This is a genomic window from Spirosoma migulaei, assembly GCF_054776855.1.
On record NZ_BAAHBG010000039.1, the window covers coordinates 123485 to 146439 of the forward strand.

Annotated in this window: 17 protein-coding genes; 8 read left to right on the forward strand and 9 right to left on the reverse strand. The window is 47.5% G+C overall.

The window, feature by feature from the left end:
• The first annotated feature begins 417 nt into the window (after positions 1-417).
• Entirely contained in the window at positions 418-756 is a 339-nt protein-coding gene (locus tag ACYVGO_RS35435; protein WP_460973411.1) for a PadR family transcriptional regulator, read from the forward strand.
• Positions 753-3479 (forward strand): ABC transporter permease, encoded by a 2727-nt coding sequence (locus tag ACYVGO_RS35440; RefSeq protein ID WP_460973412.1) that lies wholly within the window; start codon positions 753-755, stop codon positions 3477-3479. Before ACYVGO_RS35435 ends, ACYVGO_RS35440 begins: the two co-directional genes overlap by 4 nt.
• Positions 3480-3581: 102 nt before the next feature.
• Here the strand turns inward: ACYVGO_RS35440 and ACYVGO_RS35445 are convergent, their stop codons facing one another.
• Entirely contained in the window at positions 3582-5342 is a 1761-nt protein-coding gene (locus ACYVGO_RS35445; RefSeq protein ID WP_460973413.1) for a DUF885 domain-containing protein, read from the reverse strand.
• A 256-nt stretch (positions 5343-5598) separates the two neighbouring features.
• Here ACYVGO_RS35445 and ACYVGO_RS35450 point away from each other — a divergent pair, with 256 nt between their 5' ends.
• Both ACYVGO_RS35450 and ACYVGO_RS35455 read left to right on the forward strand, forming a co-directional pair.
• On the forward strand, positions 5599-7464 hold the full coding sequence (locus ACYVGO_RS35450) for an outer membrane protein assembly factor BamB family protein (protein WP_460973414.1): 1866 nt from the start codon (positions 5599-5601) through the stop codon (positions 7462-7464).
• Between the two features lie 454 nt (positions 7465-7918).
• Positions 7919-8521 carry an outer membrane beta-barrel protein gene (locus ACYVGO_RS35455; protein WP_142775253.1) on the forward strand — a complete coding sequence of 201 codons (603 nt, stop codon included), beginning with the start codon at positions 7919-7921 and terminating at the stop codon, positions 8519-8521.
• Positions 8522-8565: 44 nt separating this feature from the next.
• Here the strand turns inward: ACYVGO_RS35455 and ACYVGO_RS35460 are convergent, their stop codons facing one another.
• The 3 genes from ACYVGO_RS35460 to rbsK all read right to left on the reverse strand — a co-directional run bounded on the left by ACYVGO_RS35460 (position 8566) and on the right by rbsK (position 12343).
• On the reverse strand, positions 8566-9750 hold the full coding sequence (locus ACYVGO_RS35460) for a hypothetical protein (protein ID WP_460973415.1): 1185 nt from the start codon (positions 9748-9750) through the stop codon (positions 8566-8568).
• Between the two features lie 74 nt (positions 9751-9824).
• On the reverse strand, positions 9825-11384 hold the full coding sequence (locus tag ACYVGO_RS35465) for an ADP-ribosylglycohydrolase family protein (RefSeq protein WP_460973417.1): 1560 nt from the start codon (positions 11382-11384) through the stop codon (positions 9825-9827).
• A gap of 56 nt (positions 11385-11440) precedes the next feature.
• A complete protein-coding gene (rbsK, locus tag ACYVGO_RS35470) occupies positions 11441-12343 on the reverse strand; it encodes a ribokinase (RefSeq protein ID WP_460973418.1) in 903 nt (300 codons plus the stop codon).
• Positions 12344-12579: 236 nt separating this feature from the next.
• On the opposite strand from rbsK, the gene ACYVGO_RS35475 reads away from it, so the two are divergent.
• Genes ACYVGO_RS35475 through ACYVGO_RS35485 form a run of 3 tightly spaced genes read left to right on the forward strand, consistent with a single transcriptional unit; the run spans position 12580 to position 15833 of the window.
• Positions 12580-14820, forward strand: a complete 2241-nt coding sequence (locus tag ACYVGO_RS35475) for an ATP-binding protein (protein ID WP_460973419.1) — start codon at positions 12580-12582, stop codon at positions 14818-14820.
• A gap of 3 nt (positions 14821-14823) precedes the next feature.
• Positions 14824-15255, forward strand: coding sequence for a response regulator (locus tag ACYVGO_RS35480; protein WP_142775248.1), 432 nt, complete (start codon positions 14824-14826; stop codon positions 15253-15255).
• A complete protein-coding gene (locus ACYVGO_RS35485; protein WP_460973420.1) occupies positions 15252-15833 on the forward strand; it encodes a biliverdin-producing heme oxygenase in 582 nt (193 codons plus the stop codon). Before ACYVGO_RS35480 ends, ACYVGO_RS35485 begins: the two co-directional genes overlap by 4 nt.
• Before the next feature lie 43 nt (positions 15834-15876).
• On the opposite strand, the gene ACYVGO_RS35490 is transcribed toward ACYVGO_RS35485, so the two are convergent.
• From ACYVGO_RS35490 to ACYVGO_RS35505, 4 genes are all read right to left on the reverse strand, one after another.
• The gene (locus tag ACYVGO_RS35490) at positions 15877-17904 is read right to left on the reverse strand and encodes a PAS domain-containing sensor histidine kinase (RefSeq protein ID WP_460973421.1); all 2028 of its coding nucleotides are present in this window, start codon (positions 17902-17904) and stop codon (positions 15877-15879) included.
• Between the two features lie 165 nt (positions 17905-18069).
• On the reverse strand, positions 18070-18630 hold the full coding sequence (locus ACYVGO_RS35495) for a low affinity iron permease family protein (RefSeq protein WP_460973422.1): 561 nt from the start codon (positions 18628-18630) through the stop codon (positions 18070-18072).
• Between the two features lie 113 nt (positions 18631-18743).
• A complete protein-coding gene (locus ACYVGO_RS35500; protein ID WP_460973423.1) occupies positions 18744-19697 on the reverse strand; it encodes a thioredoxin family protein in 954 nt (317 codons plus the stop codon).
• 76 nt (positions 19698-19773) lie between these two features.
• The gene (locus ACYVGO_RS35505) at positions 19774-20745 is read right to left on the reverse strand and encodes a helix-turn-helix transcriptional regulator (protein ID WP_460973425.1); all 972 of its coding nucleotides are present in this window, start codon (positions 20743-20745) and stop codon (positions 19774-19776) included.
• Positions 20746-20882: 137 nt separating this feature from the next.
• On the opposite strand from ACYVGO_RS35505, the gene ACYVGO_RS35510 reads away from it, so the two are divergent.
• Complete coding sequence (locus tag ACYVGO_RS35510) at positions 20883-21848, forward strand: hypothetical protein (protein WP_460973426.1); 966 nt, start codon at positions 20883-20885, stop codon at positions 21846-21848.
• 61 nt (positions 21849-21909) lie between these two features.
• Here the strand turns inward: ACYVGO_RS35510 and ACYVGO_RS35515 are convergent, their stop codons facing one another.
• The gene (locus ACYVGO_RS35515; protein ID WP_460973427.1) at positions 21910-22929 is read right to left on the reverse strand and encodes a leucine-rich repeat domain-containing protein; all 1020 of its coding nucleotides are present in this window, start codon (positions 22927-22929) and stop codon (positions 21910-21912) included.
• Between the last annotated feature and the right edge of the window lie 26 nt (positions 22930-22955).

Below are 22955 nucleotides of genomic sequence, written 5' to 3' on the forward strand. Positions count from 1 at the left end.
ATCCGACTTGTCAAGTCGCTATCTAGTGCTGATGGGATTCTGTTATGTACTGGGCTTGGTGTTGATTATTTCTGCTAAGTAGAGCTGCATATACTTGCGGCTCGGGTGTCGCCAAGTTTAAGTTGACGAATTATGGGTACAACTTGTGTCTTCCTATTTCGGCAAGATTGCAGGCTTTAACAGGAGTTTTAATAGGCTCATTCTGGCTACTGGATATGGCTACATTCTGCCTATAGTCAATAGGGTCAGAGAGTAAAATTCCCCCCTTAATCTTGTCCAATCATGGACAATGATTCGTCCGTTTCTGGACATCGTTTTTACTAGTACCAAGCTGGTTTTGCTCTAAAGACGCTTTTTTAATTCTGGCACCAGATTTGATTTAAGATATTGTATCTAATCAAGCATGCAGCCACGCTTATGAAAAAGACTATTCTGGGAGAATTGGAAGAACTGGTGTTGCTGGTGGTGGCCGTCAGCACCGAAGAGGTCTATGGCGTGCCCGTTATGGAACAACTTCAACTCCAGACAGGCCGAAGCTTCACCGTCAGCGCAGTACATACAACCTTGTATCGACTCGAAGAAAAAGGGTTTCTATCGTCCTCGGTAGGTGGAGCGACTACCGAGCGTGGAGGACGGCGTAAGCGGTTGTTTGCCTTAACAGCGGCCGGTGGGCGGGTACTGCTGGAGATTCAGCAGATGCGCAACCAGCTCTGGCAGAGCATCCCTGAGGGAAAATTTGACTTACTGGGGCTATGAAAAAGCAATCTAACCCGAACGAACCTCCCCACTCTGACTCACGAATCCCTCGGTGGGCTGATCGCCTGCTGGAATGGTTCGTGGCCCCGCACCTATTGGAGTACGTGCAGGGGGATTTGCAGGAAGTATTCCATAAGCGCGTTGAGCAGGTAGGTCTGGCCCGCGCCCGGCGCGAGTACGGCTGGGCGGTGCTACACTGCTTAACCCCATTTTTTCATCAATCGCTCCGGCCCGGCCGGAATGCCAGTACCCGTAAACTCTTTTCTGAACATACTCAACCCGCCTTACCTGACATGCTACGTAATTATTTCAAAATCGCCTTTCGGAACCTCGCCAAAAACAAGGGGTACTCGTTTATTAACATTTCGGGGCTTGCGATGGGCATGGCTGTGACGATGCTCATTGGGCTTTGGATGTACGATGAACTTTCGTTTAACCAGTATCATAAAAATTATGATTCCATTGCCCAGGTGAGGAGGTTGTATACAGATCCAAATATCCAAAAAACAGACGGAACAGATGCGCAACAATTTCCGATGGGGGCCGCTTTAAAACGGAATTACCATCACTATTTCAAGCACATTTTGATGGCCTGGTGGGTTGGAGAATATACGCTTTCGGCTGAGGATAAAAAAATGCCCAAAAAAGGCGAATTTATTGAAGCGGGTGCTTTGGAAATGCTTTCGCTGAAAATGGTCAAAGGCAGCTATGCATCGTTGAAAGAGCTTCACTCGATTGTGCTGTCAAAATCAGCATCGGAAGCTATGTTTGGTCAGGAAGACCCGATCAATAAACGCCTAAAAATTGATAACCGTATCGATGTAGTCGTAACGGGCGTCTATGAAGATATACCCCGGAATAATCGTTTTGGCGAAGTGCAGTTTTTTTCGCCCTGGGATTTATGGGTTGCGTCAAATGATTGGATTAAACAAAACGAAAACGATTGGGGCAACAGTTCATTCGGTATTTATGTGCAGCTGCAGCCCAATGTTTCGCTTGAGACAGCCAATGCCCGCATCAACGATTTTTTTCAGAAAAGTACGCCAAAAGAAATGGCTCAACGGGCGGCCAAATACAAGTATGAGGTTTTTTTGTACCCGATGAAGGACTGGCATTTGTATTCGGAATTTAAAAATGGAAGGCCTGCTGGTGGGCGCATCACGTTTGTTTGGCTTTTTGGTATTGTTGGCCTTTTTGTCTTGCTATTGGCTTGTATCAATTTTATGAATCTGAGTACCGCCAGGAGTGAAAAGCGAGCCAAGGAAATAGGCATTCGGAAAGCCATTGGCTCGTTGAAAACTCAACTCATTCAGCAGTTTTTAAGCGAATCGTTCCTGGTGGTTATGTTGTCGTTTGTGGTGTCATTGGTACTGATTTCACTTACTCTGTCCTGGTTTAATCAAGTAGCAGACAAAGAATTATCGTTGCCAGTCGAAAGCTTACCTTTTTGGCTAATCAGCCTGGCATTTATTGCCGTTACTGCCTTTTTAGCGGGCGCTTATCCTGCGTTTTACTTGTCTGCGTTTCAGCCGGTGAAAGTCCTGAAAGGCACCATTCGCTTAGGACGTTTTGCGGCTTTACCTCGGAAAATTCTGGTGGTTGTTCAATTTGTTGTTTCGATTGTTTTGATTATCGGCACTATCGTCGTCTACAAACAAATTCAATTTGCCCAGGATCGCCCCGTGGGCTATAATCGGGAAGGATTGATTACCATTCCGAAAAATGATCCCAATTATGGTGGCAAACTGGATGTGTTGCGAAGCGAGTTACTCAATACAGGTATGGTGGCTGGTATGGAGCTATCGTCAAGCCCTCTAACGGCCGTTTGGAACAATATGGGTGGTTTCAGTTGGAAAGGTAAAGATCCTGAAGTAGCCGATGATTTTGCCATAACCGATGTGTCGTATGGGTTTGGTAAGGTGGTAGGCTGGCAGTTGCTTGCTGGTCGGGATTTTTCCAAATCGTTTGCCACAGATAGTACGAAAATGATTATCAATGAATCGGCGGCTAACTATCTTGGTTTGAAAAACCGCAACGGCGGACCGCCAATTGGAGAATTTATCACCTTTTATGACGGCAAAACATCTCGTCAAATTATTGGTGTGATTAAGGATATGGTCAGGAACTCGCCCTATGAGCCCGAGAAGCGTGCATTTTTCTTTTTAGATGCGAACTACGCTGCTGCCAGCCAAATTGATATAAAAATCAAGCCAACCGTCAGTGCGAACGAAGCGCTGCCTAAAATCGAAGCTGTATTCAAGAAAGTAGTTCCTTCTGCGGCATTCGATTACAAATTTGTGGATGAAGAGTATGCTAAAAAATTCAGTAATGAAGAACGGATCAGTAAGCTTGCTTCATTTTTTGCCACGCTGGCTATTTTTATCAGTTGTCTGGGTCTGTTCGGACTGGCTTCGTTCATTGCCGAACAACGAACCAAAGAGATTGGCGTTCGCAAAGTGCTGGGCGCTTCAGTGCTGAACCTGTGGGGATTACTCGCCAAAGATTTCGTGTTTCTGGTCGTCATTGCACTGGGGGTTGCTATTCCAACGGCCTGGTACTTTCTAACTGGATGGCTAGGGAACTATACGTACCGTACTGACATCTCCTGGTGGATTTTTGCGGTGTCGGGCACCGGGGCTTTACTGATTACGCTGCTGACGGTGAGTTTCCAAAGCATCAAAGCGGCTTTGATAAATCCGGTCAACAGTTTACGTTCAGAATAAACTTTCCGCAACGGCAGTCATTTAAACGCACCGTACCTGTACGGTGCGTTTAAATGACTCAACTCCTGACATGTACAGACTAATCTATCTTAAACAAAATATTTACCTGGCCGATTGAATGTAATTATCCACCAGTCTCTCCAGAATGGGCATGGTGAGTGTTCCCTGACTTAAGATCAGATCATGGAAGGCGCGAATATCAAACTTCTCGCCCAGTGCTTTCTGTGCTTTTTGTCGTACTTCCTTTATTTTTAGTTCGCCAATCTTATACGCCAGCGCCTGACCTGGCCAGGAGATATACCGGTCGGTTTCGGTGGTGCAATCGTGTATCGATAACGCCGTATGTGTGCTCAAATAGTCGATGACTTGCTGACGGGTCCAGCCTTTGGCATGAATACCCGTATCCACTACCAATCGGCTGGCTCGCCACATCTCGAAGGTTAAGCGGCCAAAATCGCTATAAGGGTCTTTATAAAAGCCCATCTCCTTTCCCAGCCACTCACAGTACAGACCCCAGCCCTCGCCAAAAGCATCGACGTATAGATTTTTACGGAAGGGAGGCAGGTCGGCCAGTTCTTTTGCCAGTGCCGATTGTAGATGATGACCCGGAACGGCTTCATGAAGGGTGAGCGACTCTAACGTATATAAGGGACGGCTGTTCAGGTTATAGGTGTTTACCCAATAATAGCCTGGTGTTTTGCTTTTGAGCGGAGCACCAATGTAACGGCCACTAGTGTACTTGGGTGCCAGTGCATCGGGTACAGGGGCAACTCCGTAGGGTTGACGTGGTAGCTTGCCAAAGAAAGCGGGCAGTTTACTATCAGCTTGTTTGGCAATGTAACTAGCTTCCTTAAGCAGCTGGACGGGTGTTTTTGCATAAAACTGGGGATCGGTACGCAGGAATTTTAGGAAATCGGCGAAAGAACCTTTGAAACCAGTTTGGGTAATAATTGCCTGCATTTCGTTCTGAATGCGCTCAACTTCGCGTAATCCCATCTGATGGACGGCATCTGGACTTAGGTCGAGAGTAGTGTAATGGCGAACCCGTTGCTGATAATACGCTTTGCCATTTGGTAAGTCGTAGGCCGCAAGCGTAGTACGGGCACCGGGGATATACTCCGTGTCCATAAAATGGCCAAATAGCTGGTACCCTTTCACCGCCCCTTCCAATACGGCTTTCTGACCATCCTGCTGGATCTGAGCCTGTTCTTCCTTGCTCATTGATGCGGGCAAGTGTAAAAACGGCTCATAGAAAACGCTCCGGGTTGGATCGGTAACGATATGATTTCGATACGTAATTTCATACCCGTTCAGGATAACTTTTGGAGCGGTCATCCCGGTCTTTAACCCCTGCCGCATAATCGTAATCACGCTACCCATATACGCAGGAAATGTGCGCAAGAGTTTACTATAGCTCTCATAATCAGCAGACGTACGGAAGGTTAGGTAGTTTGGAATAAACGATAAACCTATGTGCGGACCATAATCAGACGTTAGCGGATTTAAGTAGGCTTTCAACTCGTAATTACTAATGGACTCTTCCAGCGTATAGCGCAGTAATTCAACGTTGACACGGTCTACTTCCGAAAGGGGTTCTGTGGGTATGGTATTGAGTTGATTCAACTGTTGGCGGTAGAATGTGGCTTCTTTGGCGAAAGCTGTTTCTGTATAATCGCCCAACTGCTCAATCTGGGTTTTCTGCCCGGTAAAAACTGCCGTTAGTGGATGCTCTCTGAGTTGAAAAGCCCAGGTGCTGTCGATAAGTTTATGAAGCTGCTGTACGGGTGTCTGGGCACAGGTGGGTAACCCGTAAGAGATAAGTAACAGACTTAGGGTGAGTGACTGACGGGTTAGGTAATACATTGAAGACAAGGCCGATCGGTAGTTGTTCCAATATAGCAACAAATCAGTGACAAAGTCTACGTACAGCAGCAATTCATCCTATCAAATTCAATCTTCATCTCTAGTGGACCGTTGTTCATCACAAAAGTAGATGCCTGCCCTGCCAGACGCGTTACTTTTGCGGATCGACTGATGGAAAGGCAGTTACTGGCATTTTGCTTGCTTCGCTACAACAAGCCTTTCCATGTAAATTCCTCAACTAAACCACTAGCAACTGATGAAAACTGCCTTTCAATTTTGTGAACCAGCACGGGCTAAGGGCTTGTGGATACTCATTGCCTTTTTTTCGTTGTTGTCGGTCAACAGTTTTGCCCAAAAACTAGATATGGCGGTGGCAACTGAAGGCCAGAAATTATACATGGCTACCTGCAACAATTGCCACAAAGCCGAAGCAGGGGTAGGAGCCCCCGGCTATTTTGTACTGGCTCAAATGCCTCCACGAGCTATTCTTGCCGCTCTGGAAACCGGTAAAATGCGTACCCAAGCCAGGGATCTTACTCCCGATCAGCGAAAAGCCATTGCCCAGTGGTTGGCCAGTAAGGCGCTGAAGGATGTTGTGATCCCCCAGGAAGCCTACACTTCCTTTGCGCTTCCTGCTGGCAAGGGTTCGTTGATAAATCATTCGGGCTGGGGTGGTAATCTGGAAGGAACCGGTTTTCGGTCGGAGAGGCAGGCGGGTATTTCTCCGGCAACCGTCGGAAATCTTAAGCTTAAATGGGCGTTTGCGTTTTCAGACGTTAGTCAGGTTAGGTGCAAACCCGCTATCGTTGCCGACTGGCTTATTACGGGTACCCATTTGGGGGAGGTCTACAGCATTCATAAAAAGACGGGAAAAATTGGGTGGCGTTTTCTGGCAAAAGCGGCTGTTCGAGGTGCCATTTCGGTTGTGCAGACGAAGGATGAAATCCATGCTTTTTTTGCCGATAACAATACCAATACCTATGCGCTTGATGTGAAAACCGGCAAGCTGATCTGGGAGAGCAAAGCCGGGAAACACCCTCAATCGGGCAATACAGGCTCCGTGGCTGTTTACGACAATATGATCTATGTACCGCTGACATCAACCGAGGTTGTGTCGGTTTTAGATCCTAGCTACCCTTGCTGTTCATCGTCGGGTGAGATTGTGGCATTGGATGCCCGTTCAGGGAAAGAGGTCTGGCGACATCGGGTAATTACCGAGGAAGCAAAAGAGGCTGGTAAAAAGAAAAACGGGCAACCCTTTTACGGCCCTTCAGGCGCTATTGTCTGGTGTAGCCCTACGGTTGATGCCAAGCGCGGCCTGTTGTACTTCGGAACAGGCGAGAATTATACCAGCCCATCGACCACAACCAGCGATGCCATTCAGGCACTGAACCTGAAAACCGGAAAACTGGCCTGGTCGTTTCAGTCCACAAAAGATGATACCTGGAATCTGGCCTGTCCAGGAAATCCCAACTGCCCTGAAAAAATAGGCCCCGATTTTGATTTTGGCATGGCCCCCCTTTTGGTAAAACAAGCATCCGGGAAGGATATCCTGGTGGTTGGCCAGAAGGCCGGTATCGTCTACGGCTTATCGCCCGATAATGGGAAGGTCCTCTGGCAAACCCGCATTGGCCGGGGAGGGGCGCTGGGCGGTATTCACTGGGGCATGGCCACCGATGGTAAGTATGTGTATGCCGCCAACGCCGATAATAAATACGGCATTAATCCTAAAGTCGATTCGCTGATCAAGCCCGAGCCGGGTCTGTTTGCACTGGAGGTAGCAACCGGAAAGGTTGTCTGGAAAACAGCCGCACCATCCTGCGACGGAAAGAAGGGTTGCATTGAGGCTAATTCAGCCGCGCCGACGGTTATTCCGGGGCTGGTGTTTGCCGGAACATTGGACGGACACATCCGGGCGTATTCAACAACAGATGGCAAAATACTCTGGGACTATGATACCGCGAAAGCGTATCAGACCGTGAACGGTATTGAGGGCAAAGGCGGGTCAATTGATGGCTCTGCGCCAGTGGTGGATGCTGGCATGCTGTTTGTCAATTCGGGCTATGGACTGTTTGGCGAAATGCCCGGTAACGTTCTGCTGGCCTTTGAGATTGAGAAGTGATTTGTGGGAAATGCAGATAGCCTGACTTGGTTAAAAGCCAATTCTTTTTGATTCTGATGGATCCTTATTGCAGCTACATGGCTACTTGCCAGAATAATCATATCCATAGAATCTGGCTTGGTCCTGATGCATACTCTTTGGGATTGGGTTGGCGTGAGGTAATGCGGGCTACTATGCACGCCATCCGCATAGAAGATTATCTCTACATCCGCAACTTTCATATTAAGCCACTTATCAGATTCTTATTAAGAGACAGTTAAAGAAACGCAGGAAATCCTGCCGGCTTGGCAGAACCAAATGAAAACAGACTAATATTGCGCTAAAATTTAGTCCCAGTCTTTTTAGCCCACCTTTTGCAACGTAAATAGGAGTTTGGCTGTAAAGACTATAGATAACGATTGCAGAGTATTCAGCGTGACTTCTGGCAATCATCTAAAACAAACCAATCTATCTTATGCGTAAATTATTCGTTCTTTTCCTCTTACAGATTTCCTTTGCCGGGTTTGCCCAAAACAAACCCTTTAAAGTTACTATTGCTGGCGGGTATGCAGCCCCTACCTATAAGGCAACGAAAAACGATTTTTCGAAAGCTGGGTTTGTGTACAGCATCGAGCCACAGTATGAGCTTGATAAGTTTATTAAAAATCTGGATTTGGGCTTTCGTTTTGAACAGGCATTTGTTCAGCGCACAGAATATCTGGATAACGCTCTTTCGTTCCCATCGCAAGCGAAGTCCATTATGTCGGGGGTGTTAACGGCAAACTACGTTGTTAATTTGAGTGGCCCTTTTCGGCCCTATATTGGTGCGGGCGTAGGGGTATATTATGTCGATAAAAGCACTCCAATCTATTCGTCAATTTCGTACCCAATACCCGTTACAACCAACCTCGGTGGCTTGTTTAGAGTGGGCGTTAAAGTCAAAATTTTTCACGTAGAAGGTTCCTATAATCTGGTGGGCGATACCAGTGTTAAGAATTCTACGTCGGGACTGACAATGACTGCTGATAACTCGTATTACAGCGTTAAAGCAGGGCTTACCATCGGCGGTTCGCGCTGAATTTGTAGTACCGACCGTCCCGGTCGGTACTACAAAACATAACCTTACTTCTCCAGAAGTAACAGGAACATCTCTGCTGCGTGCCACGCGTGGGGGAAGGCTAGTTTCTGCTTCACGAACTCTTTATCGAGCACCGTCAGGCCAGGATAATGAGCATTACTGGCTTGTTGTTCCCAACTCAGCGGGTAGTCAAGGCTGCTGACCATACCGCGCTTTTCACCATAAAAATGGTCTTCTGCCCAGGCCAGGTAGGGAGAGTTGACACTCAAACGCTCCTCGAATCTTTTTTCTCCAGTGAGCTCCCGTTTATAATCCAACCAGAAGAGCGACGAATAGCTATCAGTCTGTTTCGGAATCGTGTAAGGATCCGGTAACCCCAGTGATTTTAGGCCATACTTAAGCCATTTCGTCTGAAAAACAGGGTGTTCGGCATCATCCGTTTTGCCGATTATATACGTCTCTTTCTGAAACTGCCTGACCGAATCCAAAACCATTTGTACGGCAGGGTGGGTTTTGTCGGACACGAGCGATACCAGGAACAATACTTCTCCGAGGTTATCGGCTTCGGGAACTCCGTGATTAGTACGGTCGAAGGGATCGCGGATTGCCATGATCCAATCGTGAATCAGGGGTAGATTATTAGTCTCCCGCAACACCATAGCCATGATTGCGGCATCGCGAAAGCGGGGTTTAAAATAGACCAGAAAATTCGGGACAGGGCGTCCATTAATTATATTGATCAGAATTTCCTGATGCAATACCCGGAGTACCGGCCCCAATGGATGATTGGCAAAGGTAGGTAGTATTAAGCGACTACGAGTCCCTGGAATTAGTTTGGGACGTCTGCCGGTCTGGAGTAACCACACCCCTGTTTCGTCTTCCCGTAGCTGAATGGTTTGCCCGTCGGTCAGTGTCAATTGTACCAGGTACTCCGATGGGACAATGATTTCCTGTTTTACCCGCCATTGCTCCTCAATATTACCTGTCAGCGCATTCAAGAGCCGCCCACGTCGATAAATGAGCTTTAGGCGATCGCCCATACCGAACAGAAAAAACTTCAGATCAGGTAGTTCGCGGTGATTTGGGTGTTGAAGTCGAAGTTTAGCCAAACTTTCCTGATAGGTTTTCAACGCACCAGTCGGGTCAGGATGAAACGAGGGGGGGATTGGCTTCTGGGCCGAAGCTGAGAGCGCCAGTAAAAGAAAAAAGGATACCCAGCGAAAAGACATAAGCTATATGGTTGCTCCGCTAAACAGCTGGAACATACGCCATACATCCAAGATATGGCGTATGTTCCAGCTGTTTAGCGGAGCTTTGATTGAACGGGCTGATCAGAGTACACAATCAGCTCACCCATACGAACAATATGCTCTGCATCAGGATTTAAGACCTTAATGCGTACTGTATGTTTCCCTTTTGGAAGTTGATAACGCCAGAATAACTCGTGCCGACGATGGGTGAAATCGGCAGGGAGTTTGGCTGTTTCAATCTTCTTATCATCAATAGAGAGTTCGGCTGTAAAGACGAACTCCGTTTTGGCGTCCCAGGCGCTGCGGGTTTTCGGTTTGGCTTCGCCTTTGAGTACAAAACCAGTTCCTTCAAAGTCGAAACTGTATTCTCCGTCGATCTCTTTATGAATGCCGCGTACCAGAACCGGATAATGGCCCGTAAAGGCTTGTTCCAGCCGAACGGCTTTTGGGGTTTGTAGCGCAATCGTTACCTGATCGCCGTTGATTTTTCCGCCATTGCGCTCAACAACCTGTAAGGCATGTTTCATACTCATAGCGTACACATCGTTCAGTGACATGGTTGTGTATTTGAAGTCGATATCTTCGGCTTCTTTCAATCCCTGTTTCCAATACGCTGGAATCTGGTCATAGCCCAGCATAGTTCCTAAAATACCCCCCGCCGAAGCTGGGTTACAATCTGAATCCTGTCCGGCACGGGTACTGATTTCCATGGTTTTGGTGAAGTCGCCTTCGCCGTAGAGCAGGCCCAGCACAATGTAAGCGGAGTTTATTTTGGCGTCGATGTTAAAGGAGTGGAATACCCCATCGGGGCAGCCTACTTCGTCGGCCCATTTTCGTTCAATTTCAAACCAGGTGCGCTTCCAGTCATTTGGGAACTGATCATGCCATTTAATGACATCGGCAATACACTGGTAGAAAGTGCTTTGGGCTGGAATGGTTTTTAACGCTTCTTTGACAATGTAGTTAACATCTTTGGATACAAAGGCCAGCGAATACATGGCACCCACATAAGCACCTCCATACCAGCCATCGCCGTAGTTCATAATATGGCCGATGGGATCGCCAATCTGTACAGCTGTGTTGGGCATTCCGGGCGACATCAGTCCCGAGAAATCAGCTTCGATCTGGAAATCAATGTCGTCAGCGTGGGGGTTGTTGAGCCAATGGCCTGATTCCGGAGCTTTCATCCCATTTAGGAGATTATACCGCCCAGCCTGGTTGGCATGCCAGAGCATGTACTCTGCCTTGGCGTAGGCATTGGCATGTTCGGCAACGGGTGCATCGAGGCCTTTTTTCTCAAAAACGTCAACGAATGTCAGGTCCATGTAGAGGTCATCGTACAGGCCCGGAATATCGGTCATCGTTTTCTTGATATAGCCGTCATACCACGGAATCGGTTGGTAGGCATTGATCATCGTACCTGTAAATCGAAACTCCGTTGGCCCCCCAAACGTACAGCCAATGACCTGACCTGCCCAGCCACCTTTAATTTTGTCCTGAATCGTGTTTTTAGAAAGTGTTACGGTAGGTGGTGCTCCCTTTTTGACTGGCCTGACAGGGGGAGTCGTTGCTGATAAGAGTAGGGCAAGTGTTAGGAGGGAGAGAAATTTCATAGGAATAAATCAGTTTAGGCATAAGTAAAAACGTAATTGGGTGGTGTCCGCGGATACTACCCAACCTCATCCCGCGTTGGCATCGACGCCTGGGCACCCATACGCGTCACCGAAATTGAAGCGGCTTTGCAGGCAAAGGCGATGGCATCGGGAAGCGGCTGGCCTTCTGCCAGGCCGACGGTTAGCGCGCCATTAAAACAATCACCGGCAGCGGTGGAATCAATGGCCTTGACGGTTGCTGTAGGAATGAGCTCATCCTGCGTTCCGGTAGATAAGTAGGCCCCCTTTGACCCAAGCGTAATCACCACATTTGAAACGCCCAACTCGTGCAGTTTTTGTGCAGCCTGTTTAGCCGTAGGCAAATCGGTTACGCGGATACCCGTAAATAGCTCGGCTTCAGTTTCGTTAGGCGTGATTAGAAACAGATGCTGAAATAAAGCCGTGGGAAGCTGTTGGGCAGGAGCGGGATTTAGAATAACCCGTAAGCCCCGTTCAGCAGCCTTTTTTACTACATGTTCAACAGTAGGCAGTGGGATTTCGAGTTGAAGGAGCACCAGCGTATCGGGAGAGGTTGTTTGCAGGGCTTCGTCGGTTTCGGTGGCTTGCAGATGAGCGTTTGAGCCCGGTGCCACAGTTATGCAGTTCTCGCCGGCAGCATCTACATTGATTAGGGCTACCCCCGACGGATATTCATTATCCGTCAGTATGTGCGTAGTATTAATACCTTCCTGCTTGAAACCGGCAACGGCCTGTTGACCAAAAATATCAGTACCCACTTTGGCTACAAAGGTCACCTGTCCGCCAAGTCGGGCAGCAGCAACAGCCTGGTTTGCGCCTTTTCCGCCGGGATTCATTAAAAATGTGCCTCCTAGTACGGTTTCGCCCGGTGCTGGTAATTTTTGGGTCTTAACGACCATATCGGTATTTGAACTACCAACCACCAAAATCTGATTTGGCATAGAAAATTAGGATTTTGCTAACGAATTCTACTTACCTCCTTAAATGCATCGGGTATCCCGCATATACTGTTTTAGTTGATTTTATCTGAACACCTGCTGCGTAGTACAGTTAATAGAATTTATCCAACCCTACTTTTCGTATGCTTATATTGCACTTTGTTGCTACTACCTCTTGACGTACCGATGCCAGTTAATTAATCAACTTGTATCGTTACTTAATCACCTGAAAGTACTCAATGAATTCATTTGCTGTTGACCTGACAAACTGCGAGCGCGAACCGATCCATATTCTCAGCCATATCCAGTCACACGGGTATTTAGTAGCCATTCAGCCCGACACGTATACCATTGTCCATGTCAGTGCCAATATAGCTGAACTGGTTGGCATACCACCTACTCAATTGCTTGGGCAGTCTGTTAAAACGTTGCTAACGGATACGGACTTACCCGTGAGCAACTTAATTGAATTGCTGAATGTAGGCTGCCGGAACGATTCCTGGGATACCATGAATCCAAATCGGGTAATGCTGAATGGGAAAGTCTGGAATCTGATTATACATCAATACCTTGGGCTTATTCTTCTGGAGTGGGAGCCCATAGGGGACGATCGAAATCTGTTGATTAATCAGCAATTAATTGCGCAATCACTCACAGAAGTGCAATCTAGCCGCACCCTCACCGATTTACTGCAAAATACCGCACAGCGGGTCAAAACCATCATTGGTTTTGACCGGGTAATGGTGTACCGGTTTGGGGCCGACTGGCATGGGCAGGTGGTAGCTGAGGCTAAAGATGATGAGTTAGAACCCTATCTGGGTCTGCATTACCCAGCTTCGGATATTCCCAGGCAAGCCCGTGAATTATATAAAGTCAATCTGGTACGGTTGATTGCCGATGCAACCAGCACACCGTCGCGTATTCTATCGGAGCCGGGTTGGCCTGAAAACCGCCCGCTCGATCTTACACATTCTGTATTGAGAGCCGTTTCGCCGGTTCATATCGAATACCTTAAGAATATGGGTGTGCAGGCATCCATGAGTATCTCGCTGCTGTATCGGGGTGAGTTGTGGGGGTTAATGTCTTGCCATAATACGACGCCCCGTTTCGTGGATTATCCGGCGCGACAGGCAGCCAAATTTGTAAGCCAGTTACTCTCGGCTGCGCTGGAATTTCGGAAGGATGAAGAAGACAAGACCAACCTGCTTCAATACACCCAAAAGGGCCAGCAGTTGCACGAACAGTTGATTCTCAGTGATGATGTTGTTCGGGCGCTCGTTAAATCGACCGTTACGGTGCTCGATGTAACCGAGGCTACTGGCGCTGCACTGCTGTTTAATGACAAAGTGTACCGGCTTGGGAAAACACCCGACGAAGCCGCCATTCGCGGGTTAGCCGAATGGGTACATATGACAGATCCGGAAACATTTCTGGAAACCAATCAACTTCCCAATCTATATCCGCCTGCCGAAGCCTTCCGCGACGTAGCCTCAGGCTTATTGGCCATCGAATTGTCGCGAGAGTTGACGGAGTACGTATTCTGGTTTAAACCTGAAAAGATTCAGGAGGTTACCTGGGCTGGGAATCCCGATAAACCTGTAACGGTTACTACCGATGGACAGCAGCGGATTAATCCCCGAACAAGTTTTGCGGCCTGGACCCAGATTGTGCGGAACACATCGAGCCCCTGGCATGAAGTTGAAATAGGGGCTGTTGTAAAACTGCGGGAGGATATTTTACAGGTTGTGACCCGGCAAGCCAACGAGATTCGCTTGTTGAACCAGCGGTTACAGGTAGCCTATGAAGAATTGGATGCGTTCAGTTATACCGTATCGCATGATCTGCGAACGCCCCTATCGTCGATCCGGTGTTATTCTGAAATTCTGCTGGAGGAATATGGGCAGGATTTAAACCCTGACGCTCAGGCACTGTTTCAGAAAATTATTGACTCAACGGACCGGATGCGGAGCCTGATTCGGCATATTCTGTATTACTCACGGATGGGCCGTACCGATTTGAGCACACAAGTGGTCGATATGAAGCAACTACTTGAGGGCATTCGGGAAGAAATTCTGGTGACTACCAAAGGGCGTTCAATCCAGATTGATATTGGCGATACGCCCCCCATAACGGCTGACCCGACAATGGCTCTCCAGCTTTTTACCAATCTAATCGGTAATGCAGCGAAATACACTCGTTTGGCAGCCAATGCCGTTATTCGGATAAATGGTCGGCAGACGGACGATGAGGTTATTTATGCTATTGACGATAACGGGATTGGTTTTGATATGAAGCAGGCTGGCAAGATGTTTGATTTATTTAAGCGATTAGAAAATTCGCGTGAGTTTGAAGGCTCTGGGGTTGGGTTGGCAATTGTTAAACGAATTATCAATCGGCATCAGGGCAAAATCTGGTTTCATAGTGAACCGGATCGGGGTACAACATTTTCTGTTTCATTTCCATTGCCAACTCATTCCTAACTCATGGTTGATGTTTTGTATGTTGAAGATAATCCGAACGATGCGGATATTTTTGGTCGCCTGATGCGGAAACTGAATCGGCCTTTTACGTATACTGTTCTGGAAAGTGGTTCAGAGGCCGTAGACTACTTGACGGGCCAGGGCCGTTATAAACACCAGCCCCAGTCATTGCCTAAGTTGGTTTTGCTGGATTTAAACCTGAATGGGCTGAGCGGTGTTGAGGTGGTTCAACAGGCTCGCTCAATTGACCGAACCCGGTTTGTGCCCATCGTTGCGTTTAGCACCTCAGACAGCCCCCGTGATATTCTGTCAGCTTACGAAGCGGGTGTTAACGCCTATGTGGTGAAGCCCGGAAGTTATCAGGCAACTGGTAGTGTAATTGGCAAACTGTGTGATTTTTGGTTAGAGAATAATACCCGAACGGATTATAAATGACGACTTTACCAGAGCGATTGCGGCACGATACCCGGCTATTACACGAGCAAACCGAACAACTGTTTTACACAGAGGCATTACAACATGGTACCCTCTCCGTTGAGGAGTACACGCACCTGCTCCGAACCCATTTTACGTTTCATCAGGCACTTGAAGCCGCTATTGATCGTCATCCCGTTTTTTTTCGGGAGTATGAGCCTGAAACTCGCCGGAAAACCCCCTGGTTACTGGACGATTTAGTCCACCTGAACGAGTCTGTGCCGCAGAACATGCCAGAGTTATTTATGGACTGGTCGCCGGTTTCGTTGCTGGGAGCGGCCTACGTAGGGGAAGGGTCAATGCTGGGCGGTACAGTTATCTGGCGGCTCCTACAGAATAATCCGGCCATTCAGCCCTTACTTTCGCATGCTCGTTTTTATCGGGGTTACGGGCCTGCTACGGGTTCCCAGTGGAAGCGTTTTGGGGCATTCTTAACGCATGAGGGAGAAGCCCATCCTGATGAGGTGATCTCGGCAGCTGCGCAAGCCTTTATAAATTATCAGACCATTTTCCTGCGTAATCAGGTGCCTGTTCTGTAAGATGTAGATACGCCATATTTCCAAAATATGGCGTATCTACATCTTACAGAACAGGCAGAAATACCTTAAACGTTGAGCCTTCGCCCGGTTGGCTGGTAACATCCATCATGCCGCCATGACTTTCGGCAACTCGCTGGCAAATGGCTAAACCAATGCCGGTTCCACTATACGTGGTTTTATCATGTAGCCGTTGAAAAGGGGTAAAAATCCGGTCTTTGTAACGTTCATCGAAGCCAATTCCATTATCGGTAACTGTAATGAGCCAAAAAGGGTAGGGGTGAAGTTCCTGCAATCGAGTCGGTAATTCGTCGTGTTGCACCATACGGGAGCGGACTTGGATGACTGGTGCTACATTGGGTGGACTGAATTTTAATGCGTTAACAAGTAGGTTCTGAAAAAGCTGCCGCAACCGTGATGAACTGCCCGAAACCGTTGGCAAAGCACCTACATCAATGGTTGCGTTCTTTTCCGTAATGCTCATTTCCAGATCGCTGATAACGTCGTCGACAACTGTAGTCAGGGCAACCGTTGTAAATGGTTCTCGCTGGGTGCTGAGCTTGGAATACAGGAGTAAATCTTTAACCAGCATTTGCATTCGTTGCGCCGACCGTTGAATCCGACGGATCATATCTGTTTCACCATCAGAAAGATTATCGGCAAACTGCGCTTTCAGTAAGTCGCTGAACGCCTGAATTCGGCGGAGGGGCTCCTGCAAATCATGCGAGGCTATATGGGCAAATTGTTGCAAACTCTCGTTGGAGCGTTTGAGTTCAGCATTGGCTTGTTTAAGCTCCGCCGACTGTTGCTGAGCAGACAGTTCTGCTTTCTTTCGTTCAGTAATGTTGTTAAAGGTAACTACTACACTATCGTTGTCCTGCTTAACGGCCGATACCTCAAACCAACCTTCCAGTCCAAACTCATCCCGGTAATACTGGGTGCTTTGTTCCGAAGCCCCAATTTCAACAACACGGATATAAAGATCGAAAAAGCCGTTGTCTTTATTTCCCGGAAATACGGCTAGTAAACGACGACCGATTATCTGATCGGGAGTCATGAAATTACTTCGGATCACGGCTTCATTGGCGGTATCCATCATAAAATCGACTATGGCACCGGTTTCATCCCGAATGGCGGTCATGGCGATGATGCTGTTGATCGACGCATTTAGTGTTGTCCGCAGTTGATGCGCCTGCCGTTCCAGATCTTTCGTTTGCTGGTAAACACGTTGTTGCAGAAGTACTTCGTTCTGTTTATCGGCTGTTATATCGACAACAGTGCCAATAAATCGCTCAATTACGCCTTGTTTATTGGTAAACGTCTGGCCGTTGGAGCGAATCCAGCGAAGTTGCCCGTCGTTGAACCCAATCGTTCGGTATTCACATATAAAAAATCCGTTACTGTCGGGTTGTAACACATCCTGAACTGCCTGATCAGTCTGTTGCCGATCATCAGGATGGAGACCCTGCAAAAACACGGTATAGTTAATCTCTGCTGTAGAAGGCAGACCAAATAGTTCTTTACAGCGATCTGACCAGATTAATTCGCCTGTTAGTGGATGGAAATCCCAGGTGCCAATGCGGGCCGATTCGACAGCTAATCGCAAGCTGGTTTCGGTAACCTGCGACCGGATTTCTGCCCGTTTTCGATCGGTTACGTCAATGAGTACGCCCGAAAGTGATAGCGGTAATTGTTGTTCATTGTAGGTTGCCTGACCTCGGGCGAGTACCCAACGACTTTTCAGCCCTTCTCCATCAATGCGATACTCTGCTTCGTAGGTAGTACCTGATTGGAGGGCTTCATTAATCAGCTCTATAGTTCGCGACCGATCATCGGGATGAATGTTATTCGTAAATGTATTAAGAGGCAATCCCGCCTGCTCCTGCGTTTCGGTTACGCCAAAGAATTGAAATAAATTTCGATCACCATAAACCAGATCATTTCCAATATCCCAGAACCAGGTTGCAATGAGACCTATACTAAGGGCAGTTTGTAATTGGTCGTAGGAGCGCCGTAACAACGCTTCTTCATCAGGTAAGAGTAGGGTAGACTGAGCAGCGAGAGGCTGATTCATAGATTGAAACAAACAAAAAGCAGATGTATCCGCAGGTTCTGGAAGTAATAAACCTGTTTTTTAACAGGACTGTTTGGGTAGAAGTCCTGCTAAAACTACTATCGACCTAAAGTTATACACAAAGAAATCAACATACGCTGAAGCAATCCTGTAAAAGTCGATTTATTAGGCTTTAGGCTTTTGTTCGGCAGGAGGAACCTTTGGCTTCCTCTTTTTACCAGATTCCTTTGGTTGTTTGGCAGTTGGCCTGTCAGTTCGGCGCGCTAACTGGCGCTCATGTAAGGCTTCAAGTTTATCGTAGTGGATTTCCTCCGCTTCTTCAACCGAGTGCGATTCAGAAATAGTCGCTTCATCTTTTGCTTTGTCGGCCAGTTTACCAAAAAACTTATGCAGTGCATGAAGTTCAGCTTCGGTCAGATCTTCCACATTGAGCAGCCGGTTACTGGCTTTACGATTTACAGCAAGAAGTTCATTGAGTTTGATCTGCATGGCTAGCGAATCTTTGTTCTGTGATTTCTGAATCAGAAACACCATCAGGAACGTAATAATGGTTGTTCCGGTATTGATAATTAACTGCCAGGTGTCGGAGTAGCCAAAAATGGGACCAGTAATGAGCCAGATAATAATCGTTAATAGCGCCAATAAAAAAGCGCTTGATGAGCCGGTAGCCTGGGTTGCTTTGGAAGCAAAGTGCTCAAAGAATTTAGTAAATCGATTGGAGTTCATTGGGTAAATGAGTTAAAGAAGGTAAGTTCTCGCTAAATCGCCAATCCATTGCGCTTTGTGAGATTAAAATGGCAGTATAATCGCAGAAAGTGAACTTGTGTAAACGAACTACCTTATTGTTTCGTCAGGTTTTGGGTTTGTTGAAGAAATGTTAACCGGTAGGTATTGGCTGCTTCCTGTTTCTGTGCCTCGTCCCGAACGGCTGATGGATTCGCCGAGGCCGTATTGCGTTCGCTGTTGGCAATGATCGTTTCTAGCAAAATCTCGTCGTTGGTGTCAATAACTCGCTTGAAATCAGTATAAAGCACACGGGTCAATGCACCAGAAACCGTTATGGCTAAGCTACTTTTTGCGGCATCGGCTGCCAGTGAATCGGGCCGATTTTTGATCAGATAATCAAAGGCTTTTGTTGTAGATGATTGGATCGCTCCGGCTACAAAAGCCATTGTTTCGGCTGTTAAACGTTCGGATTCCGGCAATGCATCCAGATAGGCATCAAGCACATCCGTAGTCGGGCGATTGAGGGCCTGGCGTACTAACAGATACTTTTTCAGGAAAGATGGGTCTCTCTTTCCATTTACATACTCTTTATCGCCTTTGGCAATTGTTGTGCGTAGTGGAGGTAACGCCAGCATATGGTCGGCCTGATCGATCATGCCGTTGACGCCGGCATAACCCACCGCCCGGTGAACCAGCGCGCCATTGGGAGCGATGTAGAGCGCTGTTGGATAACTGGCTACGGCATATTGTTTGGCGATCTGCACACCCTCACCCCGCTCAGCATCGAGCTGGTAGTTGATAAAATGGACATTGAATTTGGTGCCTACTTTTGGATTCGGAAACGCTTCTTTAGCCATCCGCTTGCAGGGTGGACACCAGGTTGTATAGATGTCCAGATACACGGGTTTGTTCTGGCGCTTGGCTTCGGCCAACACCTCTTTCCAGGAACCTTTAAAAAACGTAATTCCTGCTGGCTCATCAGAAAGCGGGGGCATGCCATAGGCAGAAAGCAGACTTAGTTTAATCAAAACATAAGGTAGCGTCAGCCTTGAAACGAATGTATTCATTGAGGAAGTAACAGCTAAAAATTGTCAAGTTGTTAATGGCGCGAAGCCAGAGCCAACGTGGCCTGGCCTCACGCCATTACCGGGCAATCTGACTCGGTAAATACCCAAATTTGCGTTTGAAAGCAGCTGAAAAATGGTGCGTTTCACTGTAGCCCAGTTTGGTAGCGACTTCGCCAATCGTACTATCTGTATCGCGAAGTAACTGATGCGCATACTGCATTCGAAGGTCGTTAAGATAACCGAATACTGTATTGCCTATCACTTCACGAAACCCTTTCTTGAGCTTGTAATCATTCAAGCCACCGAAGCGGGCTAGTTGTAGCAGTGAATACGTATCGAGCGGGTTGTGTTCGAGTAAACCCTTAATTGCCAGTATTTTGTCAATGTCATTAGAGGATAATGTCGTTTTTGTTTTTGACTGATTTCTATCGACCTGGTCTATCTGCTGGCGTAGTAGGTCTAGCGCAGTTGCTTCCAGATAAAGACGCTTAAGGGGTTGTGAACGACTGACTTGGGTTAATGCGATCAGCTGCGTTTGTAGCGCAGGTGTAATTGTCAAATTATGTCTGGATAGCGCAACGGCTTCTTTTTGAGCCAACCCATTCAGCAGGCGACCCATTGTGGGTGAGTCATCCTCCGTAAATCGGGAGAAAAATGTTTCGGTCAATTGTATGCCCACGTAGTGATGATCACCAACCTCAAATCGGCTCTGACTATCGGCGTATGGACGGTAACTCAGATTGTGTTGGTTTGGTGCTAAACCAGACAATGCTGACGATTGCCCCGATGTTCGTCCCTGCAACTGAAACGCCATTTCAACCGATGGGAAATCTTCTGTTGTTCGAATCGTATCGGATTCCAGGGTCTGAAATTGTCCGTAATGAATCCGTACGCCCTGAAAACAGATCTCACTCAACACACCCCGTGAAACCTCATCGGCTAACTGGACATGCGTTTCGGTGTGTCCTGCATATCCGTGGAATTCGGGTGGATAACTCCGCTGATACACATCGAAGTAACAGCCGTGGTTGCTCGAAATGATTTCCATATAACGAAGCTACGGTTAAAGACGTGTCGTACCAAAACTCGTTACAAAATCCGTTTCACGGGCTCCAGAATCCGTTTCGCGTGGATAGGCCACAGCATGAACATGCTACTTTCGCCATCGAATCAACTTGCAAACCAATGCATCCTTTCACGTTTGGTATTTATCCCGGCAGTGCCGTTGGGGTTCCTGAAAGCGAAGGCGGACTGATTACGGGTCCGCCAGATCGTCCGGAACTAATTCTACAGGTTCTGAATGAGTTACAGCCCACCAATAAACCGTTTGTGGTAAGGGCTTATGTGCAGTACATTGGCAACGGTCAGTCCGCATGGTCAACTCCCGATAATGCCCTTCACTACGTAACGCCGAATCGAAAACTCGATTTGGTTCTCTGCTACCGCACCAGTAACGACCCGCTCGATAACTGGGTCAAGTATATTCGGGAGATCATACAACAATATGGCGACAATCTGACCTCGTTACAGATTACGGAAGAAGCCAACTCGAAAGAAGCGGGTGGCGATGCGGTTTCGCCCGATGTGCGTCAGGCGTTGGTAACGGGTATTATAGCCGCAAAAAAAGAAATCCGCCGACTGAAGTTATCCGTTCGGGTGGGGTTTAGCACAACCCCCGTATTTGATCCAAATGATGATTTCTGGCCAGAAATCGGGCGGCTTGGTGGTCAGCCGTTTGTGGATGCGTTGGATTATGTGGCCCTTGATTTCTTCCCGGATGTGTTTGTGCCGTTGCCACCCACGGTTCCGTTGAGCGATGGCGTTCGGGCTGTACTCCATCAGTTTCGGTATGTGAATATGGCGCATGCGGCCATACCCTTTCGTGTTCCCATATTCATTGGCGAAAACGGCTGGCCTACAAGTCCAACGCGCTCCTATGACCGACAGGCCCAGCTACTGGAAGCCATTATTCGAGCTGTTTATGAACACCGGGAAACGTTCAATGTTCGTGGCTATTCTTATTTTAACCTGCGCGATACGAATTCTGAGAACCCTTATTTTTTTCACCAGTTCGGTTTGCTCAAAGACGATTATTCTCCGAAACCGGCTTATGAGGTTTTTAAGAAGTTGGTGGCGGAATTGAGAGAGTGAAGAGTACAATAGTCTATGTTCAGGACAACGCGGCCTATTTCAGTTACAGATTATTGGGTACCTACTTACAAACCTGATACGTAGCCGACGTATCTTTCTGCCAATCGGTTGCTACTTTGGTGAGGTCGGCTACACAAATGGTCTGGATTTTATTACCGAAGCATTGCAACACTTGTAGTAGTGGATTCGCTCGTAAGTCTAGATTGGTTAGGGTGTTGGAAAAGCACCACAATACGGTTAAGGCTGTGTTCTTACTGATATCCAGACTCGTTAATCGGTTATTCGTGCAGTACAGTTTGGTCAGTTTGGCATTCTTGCTAAGATCCAGACTAGTCAAGCTATTTTTCGTGGAGCCCAACAGGGTGAGGCTTGTATTCAGGCTCACATCCAGCCCAGTCAGGTTGTTTTCAGAGCAGTCCAACTCGTTGAGGACTAAATTCTTAGCGACATTCAGGCTGGTCAACTTATTAGAGCCGCAATACAATTTAGTGAGCGCGGTTGCCTGACTAATATCTAAACTAGTTAGGCTATTGCCGGAGCAATCGAGCGTTTTTAAACTTATAAAGCCCTCGATTCCCTGCAAACGGCTAATCTTTTTATTGCTAACATTTAAACTGATTACTTTAAAGGCATCGGCAGCCCGTAGTCTGCCGTCCATTAGCGAATCGATTTTTAAGTCAAACAGAGCCTGCTCAAAGTTTACATCGGGTATAGTTAGGTAAGGCTCAGCCCCGACAGCGATACTAAATGACGAAAGAGTCGAGGCTTTTTTGCTGTCTTTGGCAATCACACTCCCAACAACCGTAGTGTTGTAGTGCACATTCCGGAGGGTGTATGTTGTATCGGTCAAGGTTCTGGTTAGCGTGTCTTTCCAGAATACGGTGTAGGTAACCGGATCGCCATTAGGGTCTTTGGCTTTGGTCCAGGTCAGCACCAGATGGGGGCCGTTAGGGGCCAGTTTTCCCGAAATGGTAAAGGCCGCTGGCGGCAAATTAGGATCAGGATCGTTGCTCTTGTTGCAGGAGATAAGAAGCACGTTCAACAAAATAATGACGACGAGTAGGGGAGTTCGAGAGTTCATAAACAAAAACAAATGTGGATTGCTAG